We start from the raw sequence: 13,509 nt of genomic DNA on the forward strand, positions 1-13,509 counted from the left end.
CCCGCACCCAAAGCCGGCACCCGACCCGCACCCGGCCCGCGCCCGCACCCGACCCGCACCCGCACCCGCACCCGCACCCGCACCCGCCAACGGCGCCCCGCCCCCACCAGCGACGCCCACCCCTCCTCCACCCGAACGGACGGGCGGGTGGGCAAAGAAAATGGCCCCGCCCAAAAGGACGGGGCCACGCAAGCGAGCCTCAGCGACGAGCCACGCCCTCCGCCCGCGCCGCCGCCGCGACAGCGGCCGTCACCGCAGGCGCCACCCGCTCGTCGAACGGCGACGGAATGACGTAGTCCGCGGCAAGGTCGTCCCCGACGACGCCCGCCAGCGCCTCGGCCGCCGCGATCTTCATGCCCTCGGTGATCCGGGACGCCCGCACCTGCAGCGCCCCGGCGAAGATCCCCGGGAACGCCAGCACGTTGTTGATCTGGTTCGGGAAGTCCGACCGGCCCGTGGCGACGACCGCCGCGTACTTGTGCGCCACATCGGGGTGCACCTCGGGATCCGGATTGGCCATCGCGAACACGAAGGCACCCTCGGCCATGGAGGCGACTGCCTCCTCGGGCACCGTACCGCCGGAGACGCCGATGAAGACGTCCGCGCCTTCCAGCGCCGCCTCGAGCGACCCGGAGATCCCTGCCTTGTTGGTGAACCCGGCGACCTCGCGCTTGACCGGCGTCAGGTCCTCCCGGTCGGCGGAGACGACACCCTTGCGGTCGGCGACCGCGACGTCCCCGATACCGGCCTCGATCAGCATCTTCGCGATCGCGACACCGGCCGCGCCCGCGCCCGAGATGACCGCCCGGAGTTCGGCGAGCGTCTTGCCGGTCAGCCGTGCGGCGTTCCGCAGGGCCGCCAGCGTCACGACCGCCGTACCGTGCTGGTCGTCGTGGAAGACGGGGATGTCCAGCCGCTCCTGGAGCTTGCGCTCGATCTCGAAGCACCGCGGCGCCGAGATGTCCTCCAGGTTCACGCCGCCGAAGGAGGGAGCGAGGCGAACCACGGTCTCGACGATCTCGTCCACATCGGTGCAGGCGAGCGCGATCGGCACCGCGTCCACCCCGCCGAACTGCTTGAACAGGATCGCCTTGCCCTCCATCACCGGGAGGGAGGCCTCGGGCCCGATGTCACCGAGTCCGAGCACCGCCGTACCGTCGGTCACGACGGCGACGACGGACGATTTCCACGTGTAGTCATGGACGAGTTCCGGCTGCTCGGCGATCGCGGTGCACACCTTCGCGACGCCGGGCGTATACGCCAGGGACAGGTCGTCCTTGTCATGGACCGGCACGGTGGCCTGCACGGCCATCTTGCCGCCGCGGTGCAGCGCGAACGCCGGATCGAAGGAATCGAGGGGCTCCGCCCCTCCCTCCTTCTCCGTACTGCTGTCGCTGCGAGGATTGACGATCTCCGCTGCCACTTTGTCTGACCCCTTAAGTCTTCATGGTTTGAGGGTGGGTTCCACTCCTGGTGAGGAGCGGGCGGGCACCGCGCAGGCCCTGTCGGTGATGCGTTCGGGCAGCTACGCGACGGGCGCGCCGCACACGCGCCCTGAGCCCCGGATGAGGGGTGTAAAGAACCTTCTTACCGGACGGAGGGCACCGCCGACGAGTCCGTAGCGGGAAGATCACATGCCGGTGACATGACTCATGACCGAATATGGGGACAAGAGCCCGCTAAACCCTTGACAAAGCCGCAAGGGCCGCCAAGTACCGGCTTCCGTACATCCACATCCTGAGACATACCGAAGATCTTGCGGCCGGAAGCTGATATTCCCGTAGAAGGTCCGGTCGTGATGTACCGGAGTGGTCGGGTTCGGGGGTCACCCGTTATCCGATTTTGACATGACGGCTCACCTGAATGGGCCAGTCCGAATGGCAAGATGCCGTAATCACACGAGGTCGCGACACCCGAAGCTGTGTGTTCTCGTCGACCCATCGGCAACTGCCGACCCATCGGCACTTCACCCATCCGCCGGAGGAACCCACAATGACCGCAAGCTCCACCCGTCGTACGACCGCCGCGCGTTCCCGGCTAGCCGCGGTCGGTGCGATCGCGGTCGCAGGCGCCCTGCTTCTCACCGGCTGCGGTGACCAGACGGAGAGCGGCGGCTCGGACAGCACGGACACCGCGTCGAAGAGCGCGGCCCCGCTGGCCGACAAGCTGCCCCAGGAGATCCGCGACAAGGGCGTGATCAAGGTCGGTTCGGACATCGCGTACGCGCCGGTCGAATTCAAGGACAGCTCCGGCAAGACGGTCGGCATCGACCCGGACGTCGCCGCCGCCATGGGCAAGCAGCTCGGTGTGACGTTCGAGTTCGAGAACGGCACCTTCGACACCCTGCTCACCGGTCTGCGCTCCAAGCGCTACGACATGGCCATGTCCGCGATGACCGACACCAAGGACCGCCAGGAGGGCGTCGACTCCGACACCGGCAAGAAGGTCGGTGAAGGCGTGGACTTCGTGGACTACTTCACCGCCGGCGTCTCGATCTACACCAAGAAGGGCGACGACCAGGGCATCAAGACCTGGTCCGACCTGTGCGGCAAGAAGATCGTGCTGCAGCGCGGCACGGTCTCCGAGGACCTGGCCAAGGCCGAGGCCGCGAAGTGCCCGAAGAACAAGAAGCTCTCCATCGAGGCCTTCGACAACGACCAGCAGGCGCAGACCCGCCTGCGCGCGGGCGGCGCCGACGCCGGCTCCTCCGACTTCCCGGTCGCGGCGTACGCGGTGAAGACCTCCGGTGGCGGCAACGACTTCGAGCTGGTCGGCGAGCAGGTCGAGGCCGCTCCGTACGGCATCGCGGTGGCCAAGAGCAACACCCAGCTGCGGGACGCCCTGCAGGCCGCCCTGGATGCGATCATCGCCAACGGCGAGTACGACAAGATCATAGAGAAGTGGGGCGTCGAGGACGGCGCCGTCGACAAGGCCACCATCAACGGCGGCAAGTGACCGCTCGGTCATCGAGCGGCACTGAAAGGCAACACCCGTGACTGTTGACATCGACAAGACGACGGGTCCGGCCGACACGCCCCCGGCCGGACCGGAGGCCATCAAGGCCATCCCGGTCCGGCACTACGGGCGGTACGTCACCGCCGTCGTCGCGCTCGCCCTGCTGGGCAGCGTCATCTACGCGTTCTCCCAGGGCAGGATCAACTGGGGAGCGATCCCGGACTACTTCTTCAACGACCGCATCCTCGGCGGCGTGGGCAACACGCTCCTGCTGACCGTGCTGTCCATGGCGATCGGCATCGTCGGCGGCGTCCTGCTGGCGGTGATGCGCCTGTCGCGGAACCCGGTGACCTCGTCCATCGCGTGGTTCTACATCTGGTTCTTCCGCGGCACCCCGGTCCTGGTCCAGCTGATCGTCTGGTTCAACCTGGGCCTGGTCTTCGAGTACATCAACCTCGGGCCGGTCTACCGGGACGAGTGGTCGGACTTCATGACCCCGTTCCTGACCGCGCTGCTGGGCCTCGGCCTGAACGAGGCCGCGTACATGGCGGAGATCTGCCGTGCCGGTCTGCTCGCGGTCGACGAGGGCCAGACCGAGGCGGCGCACGCGCTGGGCATGAGCCACGCCAAGACGCTGCGCCGGATCGTCATCCCGCAGGCGATGCGCGTGATCGTGCCGCCGACGGGCAACGAGGTCATCAACATGCTGAAGACGACCTCGCTGGTGTCGGTCGTCCAGTACTCCGAGTTGCTCCGCGTCGCCCAGGACATCGGCCAGACCTCCGGCGCCCCGGCCGAGATGCTCTTCCTCGCCGCGGCCTGGTACCTGCTGCTGACCTCGGTCTTCAGCGTCGGCCAGTACTACCTCGAGAGGTACTACGCCCGCGGTTCGAGCCGCTCGCTGCCGCCGACACCGATGCAGAAGATCAGGGCCAACATGTTCTCCTTCGGCCGCCCGAAGGGAGGCGTGGCATGACCGAGAAGATCCAGAAGACGGACGAGTCCGGTGAGGCCGGGAAGACCGACCAGGCCGGCAAGACGGTCAAGGCCGACGGCGTCCCCATGGTCAAGTCCGAGGGCGTGCACAAGTCCTTCGGTCACGTCGAGGTCCTCAAGGGCATCGACCTGGAGGTGAAGACCGGCGAGGTCTTCTGCCTGATCGGCCCCTCCGGCTCCGGCAAGTCGACCTTCCTGCGGTGCATCAACCACCTGGAGAAGATCAACGCCGGGCGGCTGTACGTCGACGGCGAGCTCGTCGGCTACCGCCAGAAGGGCGACAAACTGTACGAGCTGAAGGACAGCGAGGTCGCGCTCAAGCGGCGCGACATCGGCATGGTCTTCCAGCGCTTCAACCTCTTCCCGCACATGACGGCGGTGGAGAACATCATCGAGGCGCCGATCCAGGTCAAGGGCACCAGCCGGGCCCAGGCCAGGGGACGGGCGCTCGAACTCCTGGACCGCGTCGGCCTGGCCGACAAGGCCGGGAACTACCCCTCGCAGCTCTCCGGCGGCCAGCAACAGCGCGTGGCCATCGCCCGGGCCCTCGCCATGGACCCGAAGCTGATGCTGTTCGACGAGCCGACGTCGGCGCTGGACCCGGAGCTGGTGGGTGACGTCCTCGACGTCATGCGCGACCTCGCCGAGTCCGGCATGACCATGATCGTGGTCACCCACGAGATGGGCTTCGCCCGTGAGGTGGGCGACAGCCTGGTCTTCATGGACGGTGGCGTGGTCGTCGAGTCGGGCGATCCTCGCGAGGTGCTGACGAACCCGCAGCACGAGCGGACGCAGGCCTTCCTGTCGAAGGTGCTGTAACGCGGCCGGGCAGAGCCGAAAAGGGGCGGTACGGAAGTCTCCGTACCGCCCCTTCGCGTGCGCGGGGCCTACTTCACCGCGAGCAGCAGCGTGTCCGACGGCGAGCACCACACCGCCCGCGCCTCCGCGAAGCCCTGCTTCCGCAGCACGCGCGCGTGCCACGCCGGTGCGGGCATGTCGCCGTCCGCGTGGTCGCCGTAGATCTCGAAGCGGCGGGCGGTGGGCTCGGCGAGGGCCGGGTCCTTGGCGGCGAGCTGCCACCAGTCGGCCCAGTCGAGGGCGCCCTCCTGCTGTGCCCGGCCCATGCGCGCATGACGGAGGGCGCGCTCGGCGGCGTTGATGCGGGGCGTGGTGTCGTCGATCATGTGGTCGGCGTTCATGAAGACGCCACCGTGCCGCACGAGCCCGGCGATCCGCCCGTACAGCGCCTGGAGGGGTTCGGCATGGAACCAGTGCAGGGCGGTGGCGGTCAGGACCGCGTCGTACGTCTCGTGGGGCAGCCGCGCGGGCCAGTCCGGATCCTTCAGGTCGGCCTCGACGAAGGAGACCCGCTCGTCGCCGTCGAACGTGCCGCGGGCGATCGTGAGCAGGGCCGGGTCGAGGTCGACTCCGGTGCTGGTCGCGTCGGGGAAGCGGGTGAGCAGGCGGGCGGTGATGGTGCCGGTGCCGCAGGCGAGGTCCAGCACGCGCGGTGCGGTGCCGGCGAACGTTTCGACCATGTCGAGCATGACCCGGAAGCGCTCCTCCCGGTCCGGCATGTACCACTCCTGCTGCCGGTCCCAGCTCTCCTGCCACGCGTTCCAGTCGGTGCCGATGCTCGTGGTCATGGGAACCCCTCCTTGACGCAGCCGCGTAATACCCTGGAAGCACGATCGGCTGTTACGTGACCGCAGACATGACCATAGAGCCCGACCGTAAGGACTACAAGTGGAACTGGCCTATTACTCGGACTATGCCGTACGCCTCGTCAACAGCGAGGAGCCGGCCCGGGGCAAGGACTCGCTGACGTCGGTAGAGGCCGTCCGGGAGCTCTTCGGTGCCAACCAGTCCGCGGCCCGTCGCGCCACCGACGCCGACGTGACGCGGTTCCGCTCGGTCCGGGCCCGGCTGCGCGCGGTCTTCGAGGCGGCCGACAGCGGCGACGAGACCCTCGCCGTGGACCTGCTGAACTCCCTGCTGCTGGAGTTCCCGGTCAGCCCCCAGATCTCCGGCCACGACTTCCGCGACGACGACGGCCGCCCGCTGTGGCACATGCACCTCGCGGACCACCCGTCGAACGCCACCGCGGGCTACGCGGCCATCGCGGCGATGGGTCTCGCCTTCCACCTCACCGAGCACGGCGTTGACCGCCTGGGCCTGTGTGAGGCGGCGCCGTGCCACAACGCCTACCTCGACACGTCCACCAACCGCTCCCGGCGCTACTGCTCCGACCGCTGCGCCACCCGCGCCAACGTGGCCGCCTACCGGGCGCGCAAACGCCTGGAGGCCGACCGGCCGGAGAAGACGGGCCTGGCCGCCGAGAGCGCCCAGCGCAGCACCGCCGTCGGCGAGCGCTGACCCGGCTTGCGCGGCCGGTACCTGAACATCACCCGGCCGAGGACCAGCTCGTCGGGCACGACCCCGTAGTCGGTGCTGTCCCCGCCCGCGTACGCGTTGTCGCCGCGCACCCACCAGCCGCCCTCGCGTCGCTCCGCGGCCCGCTTGACGACGAGCAGGTCCTGCTGGAAGGGGTGACGGAGCACCACGACGTCACCCGGCCGGACCCGGGCGGCGTAGCGCAGCAGGAGCCGGTCCCCGTGGTACAGCGTCGGCACCATCGACGGGCCGGTCACCTCGGCCAGTCCGAAGGGCGGGTCACCCCTCTCACGCCCGGTCTCCTGCGACAGCTCCGGCATCCCCGGCACCTCCCCGGTCCGATCCTCCACCAGTCTCAGTCTCACCCCGGACTTTTGTCCTAAGCCCATGGGGGCACTCGCGAAAACAGGTCGCTCAGGGAGTAATGTCCCCCCTGAGAAGACGATCACGAGGAAGGAATGCTCCATGCTTTCCCGCCTGTTTGCCCCCAAGGTCAAGGTCAGCGCGCACTGCGACCTGCCCTGCGGTGTGTACGACCCTGCCCAGGCCCGCATCGAGGCGGAGTCGGTCAAGGCCATCCAGGAAAAGATGGCCGGCAACGACGACCCGCACTTCCAGGCTCGTGCCACCACGATCAAGGAGCAGCGCGCCGAGCTTGCCAAGCACCACGTCTCGGTGCTCTGGAGCGACTACTTCAAGCCCCCGCACTTCGAGAAGTACCCGGAGCTGCACCAGCTGGTCAACGACACCCTGAAGGCCCTCTCGGCCGCCAAGGCGTCCACCGACCCGGCCACCGGCCAGAAGGCCCTCGACTACATCGCCCAGATCGACAAGATCTTCTGGGAGACCAAGAAGGCCTGACCTCGCACAGGACCGGCGGTCGGTGCACCACCGCCTGTCAGAGGCAAGCGACGGGGCCCGGCCGTATGTGCGGCCGGGCCCCGTCGGCGTTCCGACCGCCTGCCCCGCCACCTGAAATGCCTCGTGCCTCAGTGGAAGTGCGGCACGAGCAGATAGATCCCGTACGCGACCACGGTCGCGCACGCGAGGAAGCACACCCCCGCCTGGGTGAGTGCCAGTACCGGCGTCCCACGCCCCTGCTCGCGCCCCTGCTCCACCCGGGTCGAGTCCGAGGACGCCGAGGGCGAAGACGACCACCACCGCCACGGTGGCGCCGAGGCTCACCGCGGCGACCTCGCCGAGCGCGCTCCAGTTCAGCTGCATCGATACTCAACTCCTGCGTCAGGTTGCCGTCTTGACCTTGTTGTGCGAGGCGGGGCGAACGGTCACCTCGTAGGTCTCGTTGACGTTGCGGGCGTCCACCGGATTGCGGCGCGAGAGGACGAAGATCCCGACGGCGAGGGCCAGGCCGACCAGCGCGACCAGCGCGGTGCCCGGAGTGCCGCCGTGCGTGACGGCGCTCGCCGCGAGGCCGCCGACCAGGGCGGCCGCGGGCAGGGTGACCATCCAGGCGATCAGCATCCGGCCGGCCACTCCCCAGCGCACCTCCGCCAGCCGTCGCCCGAGGCCCGCGCCGAGGATGCCCCCGGAGCAGACCTGGGTGGTGGACAGCGCGAACCCGAGGTGCGCGGAGGAGAGGATGACGGCGGTGGAGGCGGTCTCCGCGGCGAAACCCTGCGGTGACTGGATCTCCGTCAGTCCCTTGCCCATGGTGCGGATGATCCGCCAGCCGCCGAGGTAGGTGCCGAGGCCGATGGCGAGGCCCGCCGAGGCGATCACCCACAGGGGCGGACCCGAGCCGGGGCTGAGCGCGCCCGCCGAGATCAGGGTCAGCGTGATCACACCCATGGTCTTCTGCGCGTCGTTCGTGCCGTGCGCGAGCGAGACCAGCGAGGCCGAGGCGACCTGCCCGGCCCGGAACCCCTTCTCGACCGGGTGGCGGCAGGCGCGGGCGGTGATCCGGTAGGCGAGGTACGTCGCGGCCAGCGCCGCGACGCCGGCGACCAGCGGGGAGGCCACCGCCGGGATGATCACCTTCTCGACCACCATGTCGAAGTTGACGCCGTGCGTGCCCGCGCCCACCCACACCGCTCCGATCAGCCCGCCGAACAGCGCGTGCGACGAACTCGACGGCAGACCCAGCAGCCAGGTCAGCAGATTCCACAGGATCGCCCCGACCAGCCCCGCGAAGATCATCCCTGGTGTGACCAGGGAGTCGTCCACGATGCCACCGGAGATCGTCTTCGCCACCTCGGTGGACAGGAAGGCGCCCACGACGTTGAGGACGCCGCTGATCAGGACCGCTGTCCTGGGTCGCAGCGCGCCGGTGGCGATGGACGTGGCCATCGCGTTCGCCGTGTCGTGGAATCCGTTGGTGAAGTCGAAGGCGAGCGCGGTGACGACGACGACCGCCACGAGAAACGTGATGTGGTCCATGCTGGATGTATTCCGCCCCGTCCCAACTGCCGCTGAACGAGAGGCAAAGGCTGCGTCTGGACTCCAGGGCGCCCGCCCGGCCCGCGCGTCCCTCGCGACCGGCCCCCGCGGCCTACGATCACCGCCATGACGATCCACTGGACCCACGCCTTCATCGACCGCCCGGCCGGGCACCTCCCGGCGGCCGAGGAGTTCTGGACCGCCGTCACGGACACCCGGCTCTCCGCACGCCGGGGCGAGTTCGTCACCCTCCTGCCGGCCGAGGGAACGGACCCGTGCGTGAAGGTTCAGGGCGTCGACGAGGGGCCCGGGGGCGCGCATCTCGACTTCGCCGTCGACGACGTGGAGGAGTTCACCGCGTCCGCGGTGCGTGCGGGCGCCGAGGTGGCCGCCGGGCACGAGGGGTGGGCCGTACTGCGCTCGCCGGCGGGTCAGCTGTTCTGTGCCGTGCCGTGGCACGGGGAGTCGGTGCGGCCGCCCGTCGTGCGGGGCAGCCGGCTCGATCAGGTGTGCGTCGACGTGCCGCCCGCGTCGTTCGACGCCGAGGTGGCGTTCTGGACCGGGCTGCTGGACGGCTGGAAGTCCGTGCCGGGCGCGCGCCCCGAGTTCCATGTGGTCAGGCCGCCGGCCGGGCTGCCGGTGCGGATGCTGCTCCAGCGGCTCGACGCCCAGCAGCCCCTCTCCGCCCACCTCGACCTGGCCTGCGCGGACATCGTCGCGACCCGCGCCGAGCACGAGCGGCTCGGGGCCACGTCCGTCGCCGCCGGCGCCCACTGGACGGTGATGCGCGACCCGGCGGGCGGCACCTACTGCCTGACCGGCCGGGACCCGCAGACCGGCGGGCTGCCTAGCCGGCCTTGAGGACGCAGAGCACGGCATGCCCGTCGCCGGCGGGCGTCGGCGCCGAGGGGCATGCGGTGTACCGGTCCTGCTGAAGCAGCGGCGTGGGTGTCGCCTTCTCCCAGCGATACGGCCCCGACGGCTCCACCGAGTCCTGCATCCACAGCGTCAGCCCGCCCGCGACGGCCACGGTCACGGCCCACACCAGCACGGCCCCCCGCCACAGCCCGCACCGCCTGCCCCCGGCCTCCGTCGTCACTCCGACCCTCCCCGTGTCGCCGCACTTGAGAGCCGCGCTACGGCCTCAGCCGCGCCGCCCGCGCCTGAAGGTACCGCTGCTCCGGCAGGCTCAGTGTCTTTCCGGCCGCCGACTCGTAGGCGGCGCGGGCGGCCTCGTGCTCCCCCGTCCGCTCCAGCAGATGCCCCCGCACCGCGTCGAGACGGTGACCAGTGCCCAGATCGTCGGCCAGCGCGTCCAGTTCGCCCAGGCCGGCCCGTGGGCCGTGCACCATGGCGACGGCGACGGCACGGTTGAGGCGTTCGACGGGGCCGGGGACCAGGCGTACGAGGACGTCGTACAGGCCGAGGATCTCCCGCCAGTCCGTCGCCTCCGCCGACGGGGCCTCGTCGTGCACGGCGGCGATGGCGGCGCGCAGTTGGTACGGGCCCGGGCGGCCGCCGGACAGCGCCCGGGTGACCAGGCCGACCCCCTCCTCGATCGCCGCCGTGTCCCAGCGGGCCCGGTCCTGCTCGTCGAGCGGGATCAGCTCGCCGTGCGGCCCCGTGCGCGCCTCGCGGCGGGCGTCGGTGAGCAGCATCAGGGCGAGCAGCCCGGCCACCTCGCCGTCGTCGGGGAGCAGCCGGTGGACCGTACGGGTGAGCCGGATCGCCTCGCCGGCCAGTTCGCGCCGCTGGAGGGCGGCGCCTGAGGTGGCGGTGTAGCCCTCGTTGAAGATCAGGTAGAGCGTGTGCAGGACGGCGGGCAGCCTGTCCGTCCAGTCGTCCGGGCGGCCGAAGCGCGCCCGCCGCACCTTCTGCTTGGCCCTGCTGATCCGCTGGGCCATGGTCGGCTCGGGCACCAGGTGGGCGCGGGCGATCTCGGCCGTGGTCAGGCCGCCGACCGCGCGCAGGGTGAGGGCGATCTGCGCGGGCGGGGTGAGGCCGGGGTGACAGCACAGGAAGAGGAGCGTCAGGGTGTCGTCCTCGCGCGGCCCCCGGTCCGTGCCGGGCGGTGGAGCGGTGAACGCGTCGCGCGGGGTGAGCGCCGCCGCCCGCTCCTCCCGCTGCCGCCGCGCCGCCTCACTGCGCAGCGCGTCGGTCAGCCGCCGCGCGGCGACCTTGATCAACCAGCCCCGTGGATTGTCCGGGACCCCGGCCGAGGGCCACTGCCCGGCCGCCGCCAGCAACGCCTCCTGAACGGCGTCCTCGGCGGCGTCGAAATGCCCGTACCGGCGCACGAGCGCGCCGAGGACCTGCGGCGCGTTCCGGCGCAGCAGGTCCTCGACCTCGTCGGTGCGGTGCATCGGTGCCGGTCAGCCGATGTCGCCGGCGCCGTCCATGATGGGCCGGATCACCACCGGGTACTCCGGGACGCCCGGGGGCTGCGGGCAGCGGGCCACCCGCTCGGCGATCTCCGTGACCCGCTCCAGGCTCGCGCAGTCCAGCACCCAGTAGCCGGCCAGCATTTCCTTGGTCTCGCCGTACGGGCCGTCGGTGATCACCGTCTTGCCGTCCGCGTCGAGGCCGACGAGCCGGGTCCTGGCGGGCTCCGCGAGACCCTGCCCGTCGACGAGCTCACCGGTCTCGGCGAGGTCGTCGTTGAGCGCGCTCATGTGCGCGTACATGGCCTGCAGATCCTGCTCGCCCCAGGCCGGCGAGTCCTCGGACGCGTTGCCCCCCATCGCCTCGTAGTCCGCCTGCGTGCCCAGCACCATGACCAGGTACTTCATTGTCGTCTCCTCGGCTCGGGCCGCCCGGCGTGGGCGACTCTCGCAAGGGACGTCGGAGCCGGCCGGGGATTCTCGACACGGAGTCGGAGAATTTTTCCCCGGGACTTCTGCCGGGCATGCGTCCGGGGATTCTCCCCGGACGTCCACCCAGCTTCTCAGGGGTTCTTCGCCACGGTCCCGGTTTCGGTCTGCTCCACGTCGGGCGTCGCCGGCCGCTCCTGCTCGGATGCGGCACCTTCCGTGGCGGACGCTCCGCAGTGGGGGTTCTGGCACGGTCCGGCAACCCACACCGGGACCCACGCGCCCAGCGTCTTGTGACGCCGGACGACCGTATCGACGGGCTGTCCACAGTCGGGACAGACATGTTGTGCGCTGTCCATGCCCCAAGCGTAGGGCGGACGGCGGCTCAGCGCTTCCTGCTGTACGTCCGCACGAGCACGCCGTTGCCGAATGTGCGCCCCGACTCCGGCGTGCACTCGCCGACCGCGAAGCCGGAGCCGAACATCGGCATGCCGCTCCCCAGCACGATCGGGTACGTCTTGATGACGAGCTCGTCGATCTCGTAAGGCGGCGCATCCGGTGGGCGCAGGTGGCGTCCCCGGTGGGGGCGGCGGGACGGGCGGAACGAGGGCGGGCCCCGCACACCGTGGGGATGTCCGGGACCGCCCGAGCCGGAACGGCCGGGGCGTGCGGGTCAGGAACCGCCCGCCCCGGCCGGTCCGGGGTCCTTCTCGCCGCGCCCGGCGCTCAGGTGCTGCGCCGCGTCACGAACTCGGCCAGGGCGAGCAGCCCGCCTGCCTCCTCCGGGTCGGGAATCGCGCGGGACAGCTCCTGCATCGCCCGCGCCATCCGCTCGGATGCCTGGACCTGAGCCCAGTCCCGTCCGCCCGCCCGCTCCACGGCCATCACCGTGGGCTCCAGGTCACCGCCCTCGTACGGCACTTCGTACAGCCCGGCGAGCTCGACGGCGGCCGGTGTCCCCGAGGCCAGCGCGGCGACCACCGGCAGGGACTTCTTGCGGGCCGCCAGATCCGCCCCGGCCGGCTTTCCGGTGCGGCTCGGGTCGCCCCATATGCCGATGACGTCGTCGATGAGCTGGAAGGCGAGCCCGGCCTGCCGGCCGAACGCGTCCAGCGCCTCCACATCGGCCGAGGACGCCCCGGCGTAGAGCCCGCCGACCGCGCACGCGCACCCCAGCAGCGCCCCGGTCTTGGCCTCGGCCATGGCGAGCACCTCGTCGAGGGTGACCTCCGTGGGCCCGCGGCGCTCCATCGCCGTGTCGACCTGCTGGCCCTCGCACAGCTCGACGACACAGGACGCGAGCCGGGCGGCGGCTGCGGAGGACGCCGGGTGGGGGTCCTCCGCGAGCAGTCGCAGGGCGAGCGCCTGGAGGGCGTCCCCGGCGAGGATCGCGTCGTTGACGCCGAACACCGTCCACGCGGTGGGCCGGTGCCGGCGCGTGGTGTCCCGGTCCATCACGTCGTCGTGCAGCAGCGTGAAGTTGTGCGCCAGCTCCACCGCCGCGGCCGCCCGTGCCGCGCTCGCCTGCGCCTGGGAACCGCCGAGCGCGGACGCCGCGGTGAGGACGAGCGCGGGCCGGATCGCCTTGCCCGCGTTGCCGGACGCGGGGGTGCCGTCCGCGTGCTCATAGCCGAAGTGGTAGCGCGCGACCCGGCGCATCGCGGCGGGCAGCGAGTCGATCGCCGAGTGCAACTCGGGGTCCACCGACGCCCGCGCGCGCTCCAGGATCACCGCCGCCTCGGGACCGTCGAGCGGCCCCGGCCCGCCGTCCGACCGGGGCGCGAGGGTGCTGCGGCTTTCGGGCACCCCGGCCGGACGCCGCACGGCAGGTGCCGGGGAGTCGTTCTTCGACTCGGTCACGGACTCGGTCATGAGAGCGAGGTCCCCCCTCGGAGAGTCTGCGGACAGCGGCGCTTCCGCTCCGGCCGGGCGCGTACCCCGAGGTGTACCCGCCCTG

General features: G+C 71.0%; 14 protein-coding genes and 2 pseudogenes. 6 read left to right on the forward strand and 10 right to left on the reverse strand.

From position 1 onward, the window contains the following. Positions 1–199: 199 nt before the first annotated feature. On the reverse strand, positions 200–1,423 hold the full coding sequence (locus tag ACFV6X_RS02515) for an NADP-dependent malic enzyme (protein ID WP_385376496.1): 1,224 nt from the start codon (positions 1,421–1,423) through the stop codon (positions 200–202). Positions 1,424–1,992: 569 nt separating this feature from the next. Here ACFV6X_RS02515 and ACFV6X_RS02520 point away from each other — a divergent pair. The 3 genes from ACFV6X_RS02520 (at position 1,993) to ACFV6X_RS02530 (ending at position 4,770) form a co-directional block, all read left to right on the forward strand. Continuing rightward, positions 1,993–2,955 (forward strand): ABC transporter substrate-binding protein, encoded by a 963-nt coding sequence (locus tag ACFV6X_RS02520; RefSeq protein ID WP_385376499.1) that lies wholly within the window; start codon positions 1,993–1,995, stop codon positions 2,953–2,955. A gap of 37 nt (positions 2,956–2,992) precedes the next feature. Further along, positions 2,993–3,931, forward strand: coding sequence for an amino acid ABC transporter permease (locus ACFV6X_RS02525; RefSeq protein WP_385376502.1), 939 nt, complete (start codon positions 2,993–2,995; stop codon positions 3,929–3,931). 86 nt (positions 3,932–4,017) lie between these two features. Then, positions 4,018–4,770 (forward strand): amino acid ABC transporter ATP-binding protein, encoded by a 753-nt coding sequence (locus ACFV6X_RS02530; RefSeq protein WP_385376886.1) that lies wholly within the window; start codon positions 4,018–4,020, stop codon positions 4,768–4,770. Between the two features lie 68 nt (positions 4,771–4,838). Here ACFV6X_RS02530 and ACFV6X_RS02535 read toward each other — a convergent pair whose 3' ends face one another. Further along, complete coding sequence (locus ACFV6X_RS02535) at positions 4,839–5,597, reverse strand: class I SAM-dependent methyltransferase (protein WP_385376504.1); 759 nt, start codon at positions 5,595–5,597, stop codon at positions 4,839–4,841. Positions 5,598–5,697: 100 nt separating this feature from the next. Between ACFV6X_RS02535 and ACFV6X_RS02540 the strand changes: the two genes are divergently transcribed. Then, positions 5,698–6,327, forward strand: a complete 630-nt coding sequence (locus ACFV6X_RS02540) for a CGNR zinc finger domain-containing protein (RefSeq protein WP_385376507.1) — start codon at positions 5,698–5,700, stop codon at positions 6,325–6,327. Here the strand turns inward: ACFV6X_RS02540 and sodX are convergent. Further along, positions 6,231–6,665, reverse strand: coding sequence for a nickel-type superoxide dismutase maturation protease (gene sodX, locus ACFV6X_RS02545; protein WP_385376889.1), 435 nt, complete (start codon positions 6,663–6,665; stop codon positions 6,231–6,233). The two genes, ACFV6X_RS02540 and sodX, sit on opposite strands and share 97 nt — an antisense overlap. A gap of 145 nt (positions 6,666–6,810) precedes the next feature. On the opposite strand from sodX, the gene sodN reads away from it, so the two are divergent. Beyond that, positions 6,811–7,206, forward strand: a complete 396-nt coding sequence (sodN, locus tag ACFV6X_RS02550) for a superoxide dismutase, Ni (RefSeq protein WP_141312035.1) — start codon at positions 6,811–6,813, stop codon at positions 7,204–7,206. Between the two features lie 128 nt (positions 7,207–7,334). On the opposite strand, the pseudogene ACFV6X_RS02555 reads toward sodN, so the two are convergent. Next, positions 7,335–7,569, reverse strand: a pseudogene (locus ACFV6X_RS02555) (hypothetical protein). A gap of 18 nt (positions 7,570–7,587) precedes the next feature. After that, a complete protein-coding gene (locus tag ACFV6X_RS02560) occupies positions 7,588–8,742 on the reverse strand; it encodes an anion permease (RefSeq protein WP_385376509.1) in 1,155 nt (384 codons plus the stop codon). A 126-nt stretch (positions 8,743–8,868) separates the two neighbouring features. Between ACFV6X_RS02560 and ACFV6X_RS02565 the strand changes: the two genes are divergently transcribed. Beyond that, positions 8,869–9,603: a VOC family protein gene (locus ACFV6X_RS02565; RefSeq protein WP_385376512.1), complete on the forward strand. Its 735-nt coding sequence runs from the start codon at positions 8,869–8,871 to the stop codon at positions 9,601–9,603. Here ACFV6X_RS02565 and ACFV6X_RS02570 read toward each other — a convergent pair. The 5 genes and pseudogenes from ACFV6X_RS02570 to ACFV6X_RS02590 all read right to left on the reverse strand — a co-directional run bounded on the left by ACFV6X_RS02570 (position 9,590) and on the right by ACFV6X_RS02590 (position 13,424). Further along, complete coding sequence (locus ACFV6X_RS02570; protein ID WP_385376516.1) at positions 9,590–9,841, reverse strand: hypothetical protein; 252 nt, start codon at positions 9,839–9,841, stop codon at positions 9,590–9,592. The genes ACFV6X_RS02565 and ACFV6X_RS02570 overlap by 14 nt on opposite strands. 37 nt (positions 9,842–9,878) lie before the next feature. Next, positions 9,879–11,105 (reverse strand): RNA polymerase sigma factor, encoded by a 1,227-nt coding sequence (locus ACFV6X_RS02575; protein ID WP_385376519.1) that lies wholly within the window; start codon positions 11,103–11,105, stop codon positions 9,879–9,881. A 9-nt stretch (positions 11,106–11,114) separates the two neighbouring features. Then, positions 11,115–11,531 carry a YciI family protein gene (locus ACFV6X_RS02580; RefSeq protein ID WP_385376522.1) on the reverse strand — a complete coding sequence of 139 codons (417 nt, stop codon included), beginning with the start codon at positions 11,529–11,531 and terminating at the stop codon, positions 11,115–11,117. 406 nt (positions 11,532–11,937) lie between these two features. After that, a pseudogene (locus tag ACFV6X_RS02585) lies at positions 11,938–12,093 on the reverse strand (dihydrofolate reductase); the annotation flags it as partial. Between the two features lie 185 nt (positions 12,094–12,278). Then, positions 12,279–13,424 carry a family 2 encapsulin nanocompartment cargo protein polyprenyl transferase gene (locus tag ACFV6X_RS02590; protein ID WP_385376525.1) on the reverse strand — a complete coding sequence of 382 codons (1,146 nt, stop codon included), beginning with the start codon at positions 13,422–13,424 and terminating at the stop codon, positions 12,279–12,281. Positions 13,425–13,509 lie beyond the last annotated feature (85 nt).

The sequence above is a fragment of the Streptomyces sp. NPDC059861 genome, from assembly GCF_042731435.1.
GTDB lineage: Bacteria > Actinomycetota > Actinomycetes > Streptomycetales > Streptomycetaceae > Streptomyces.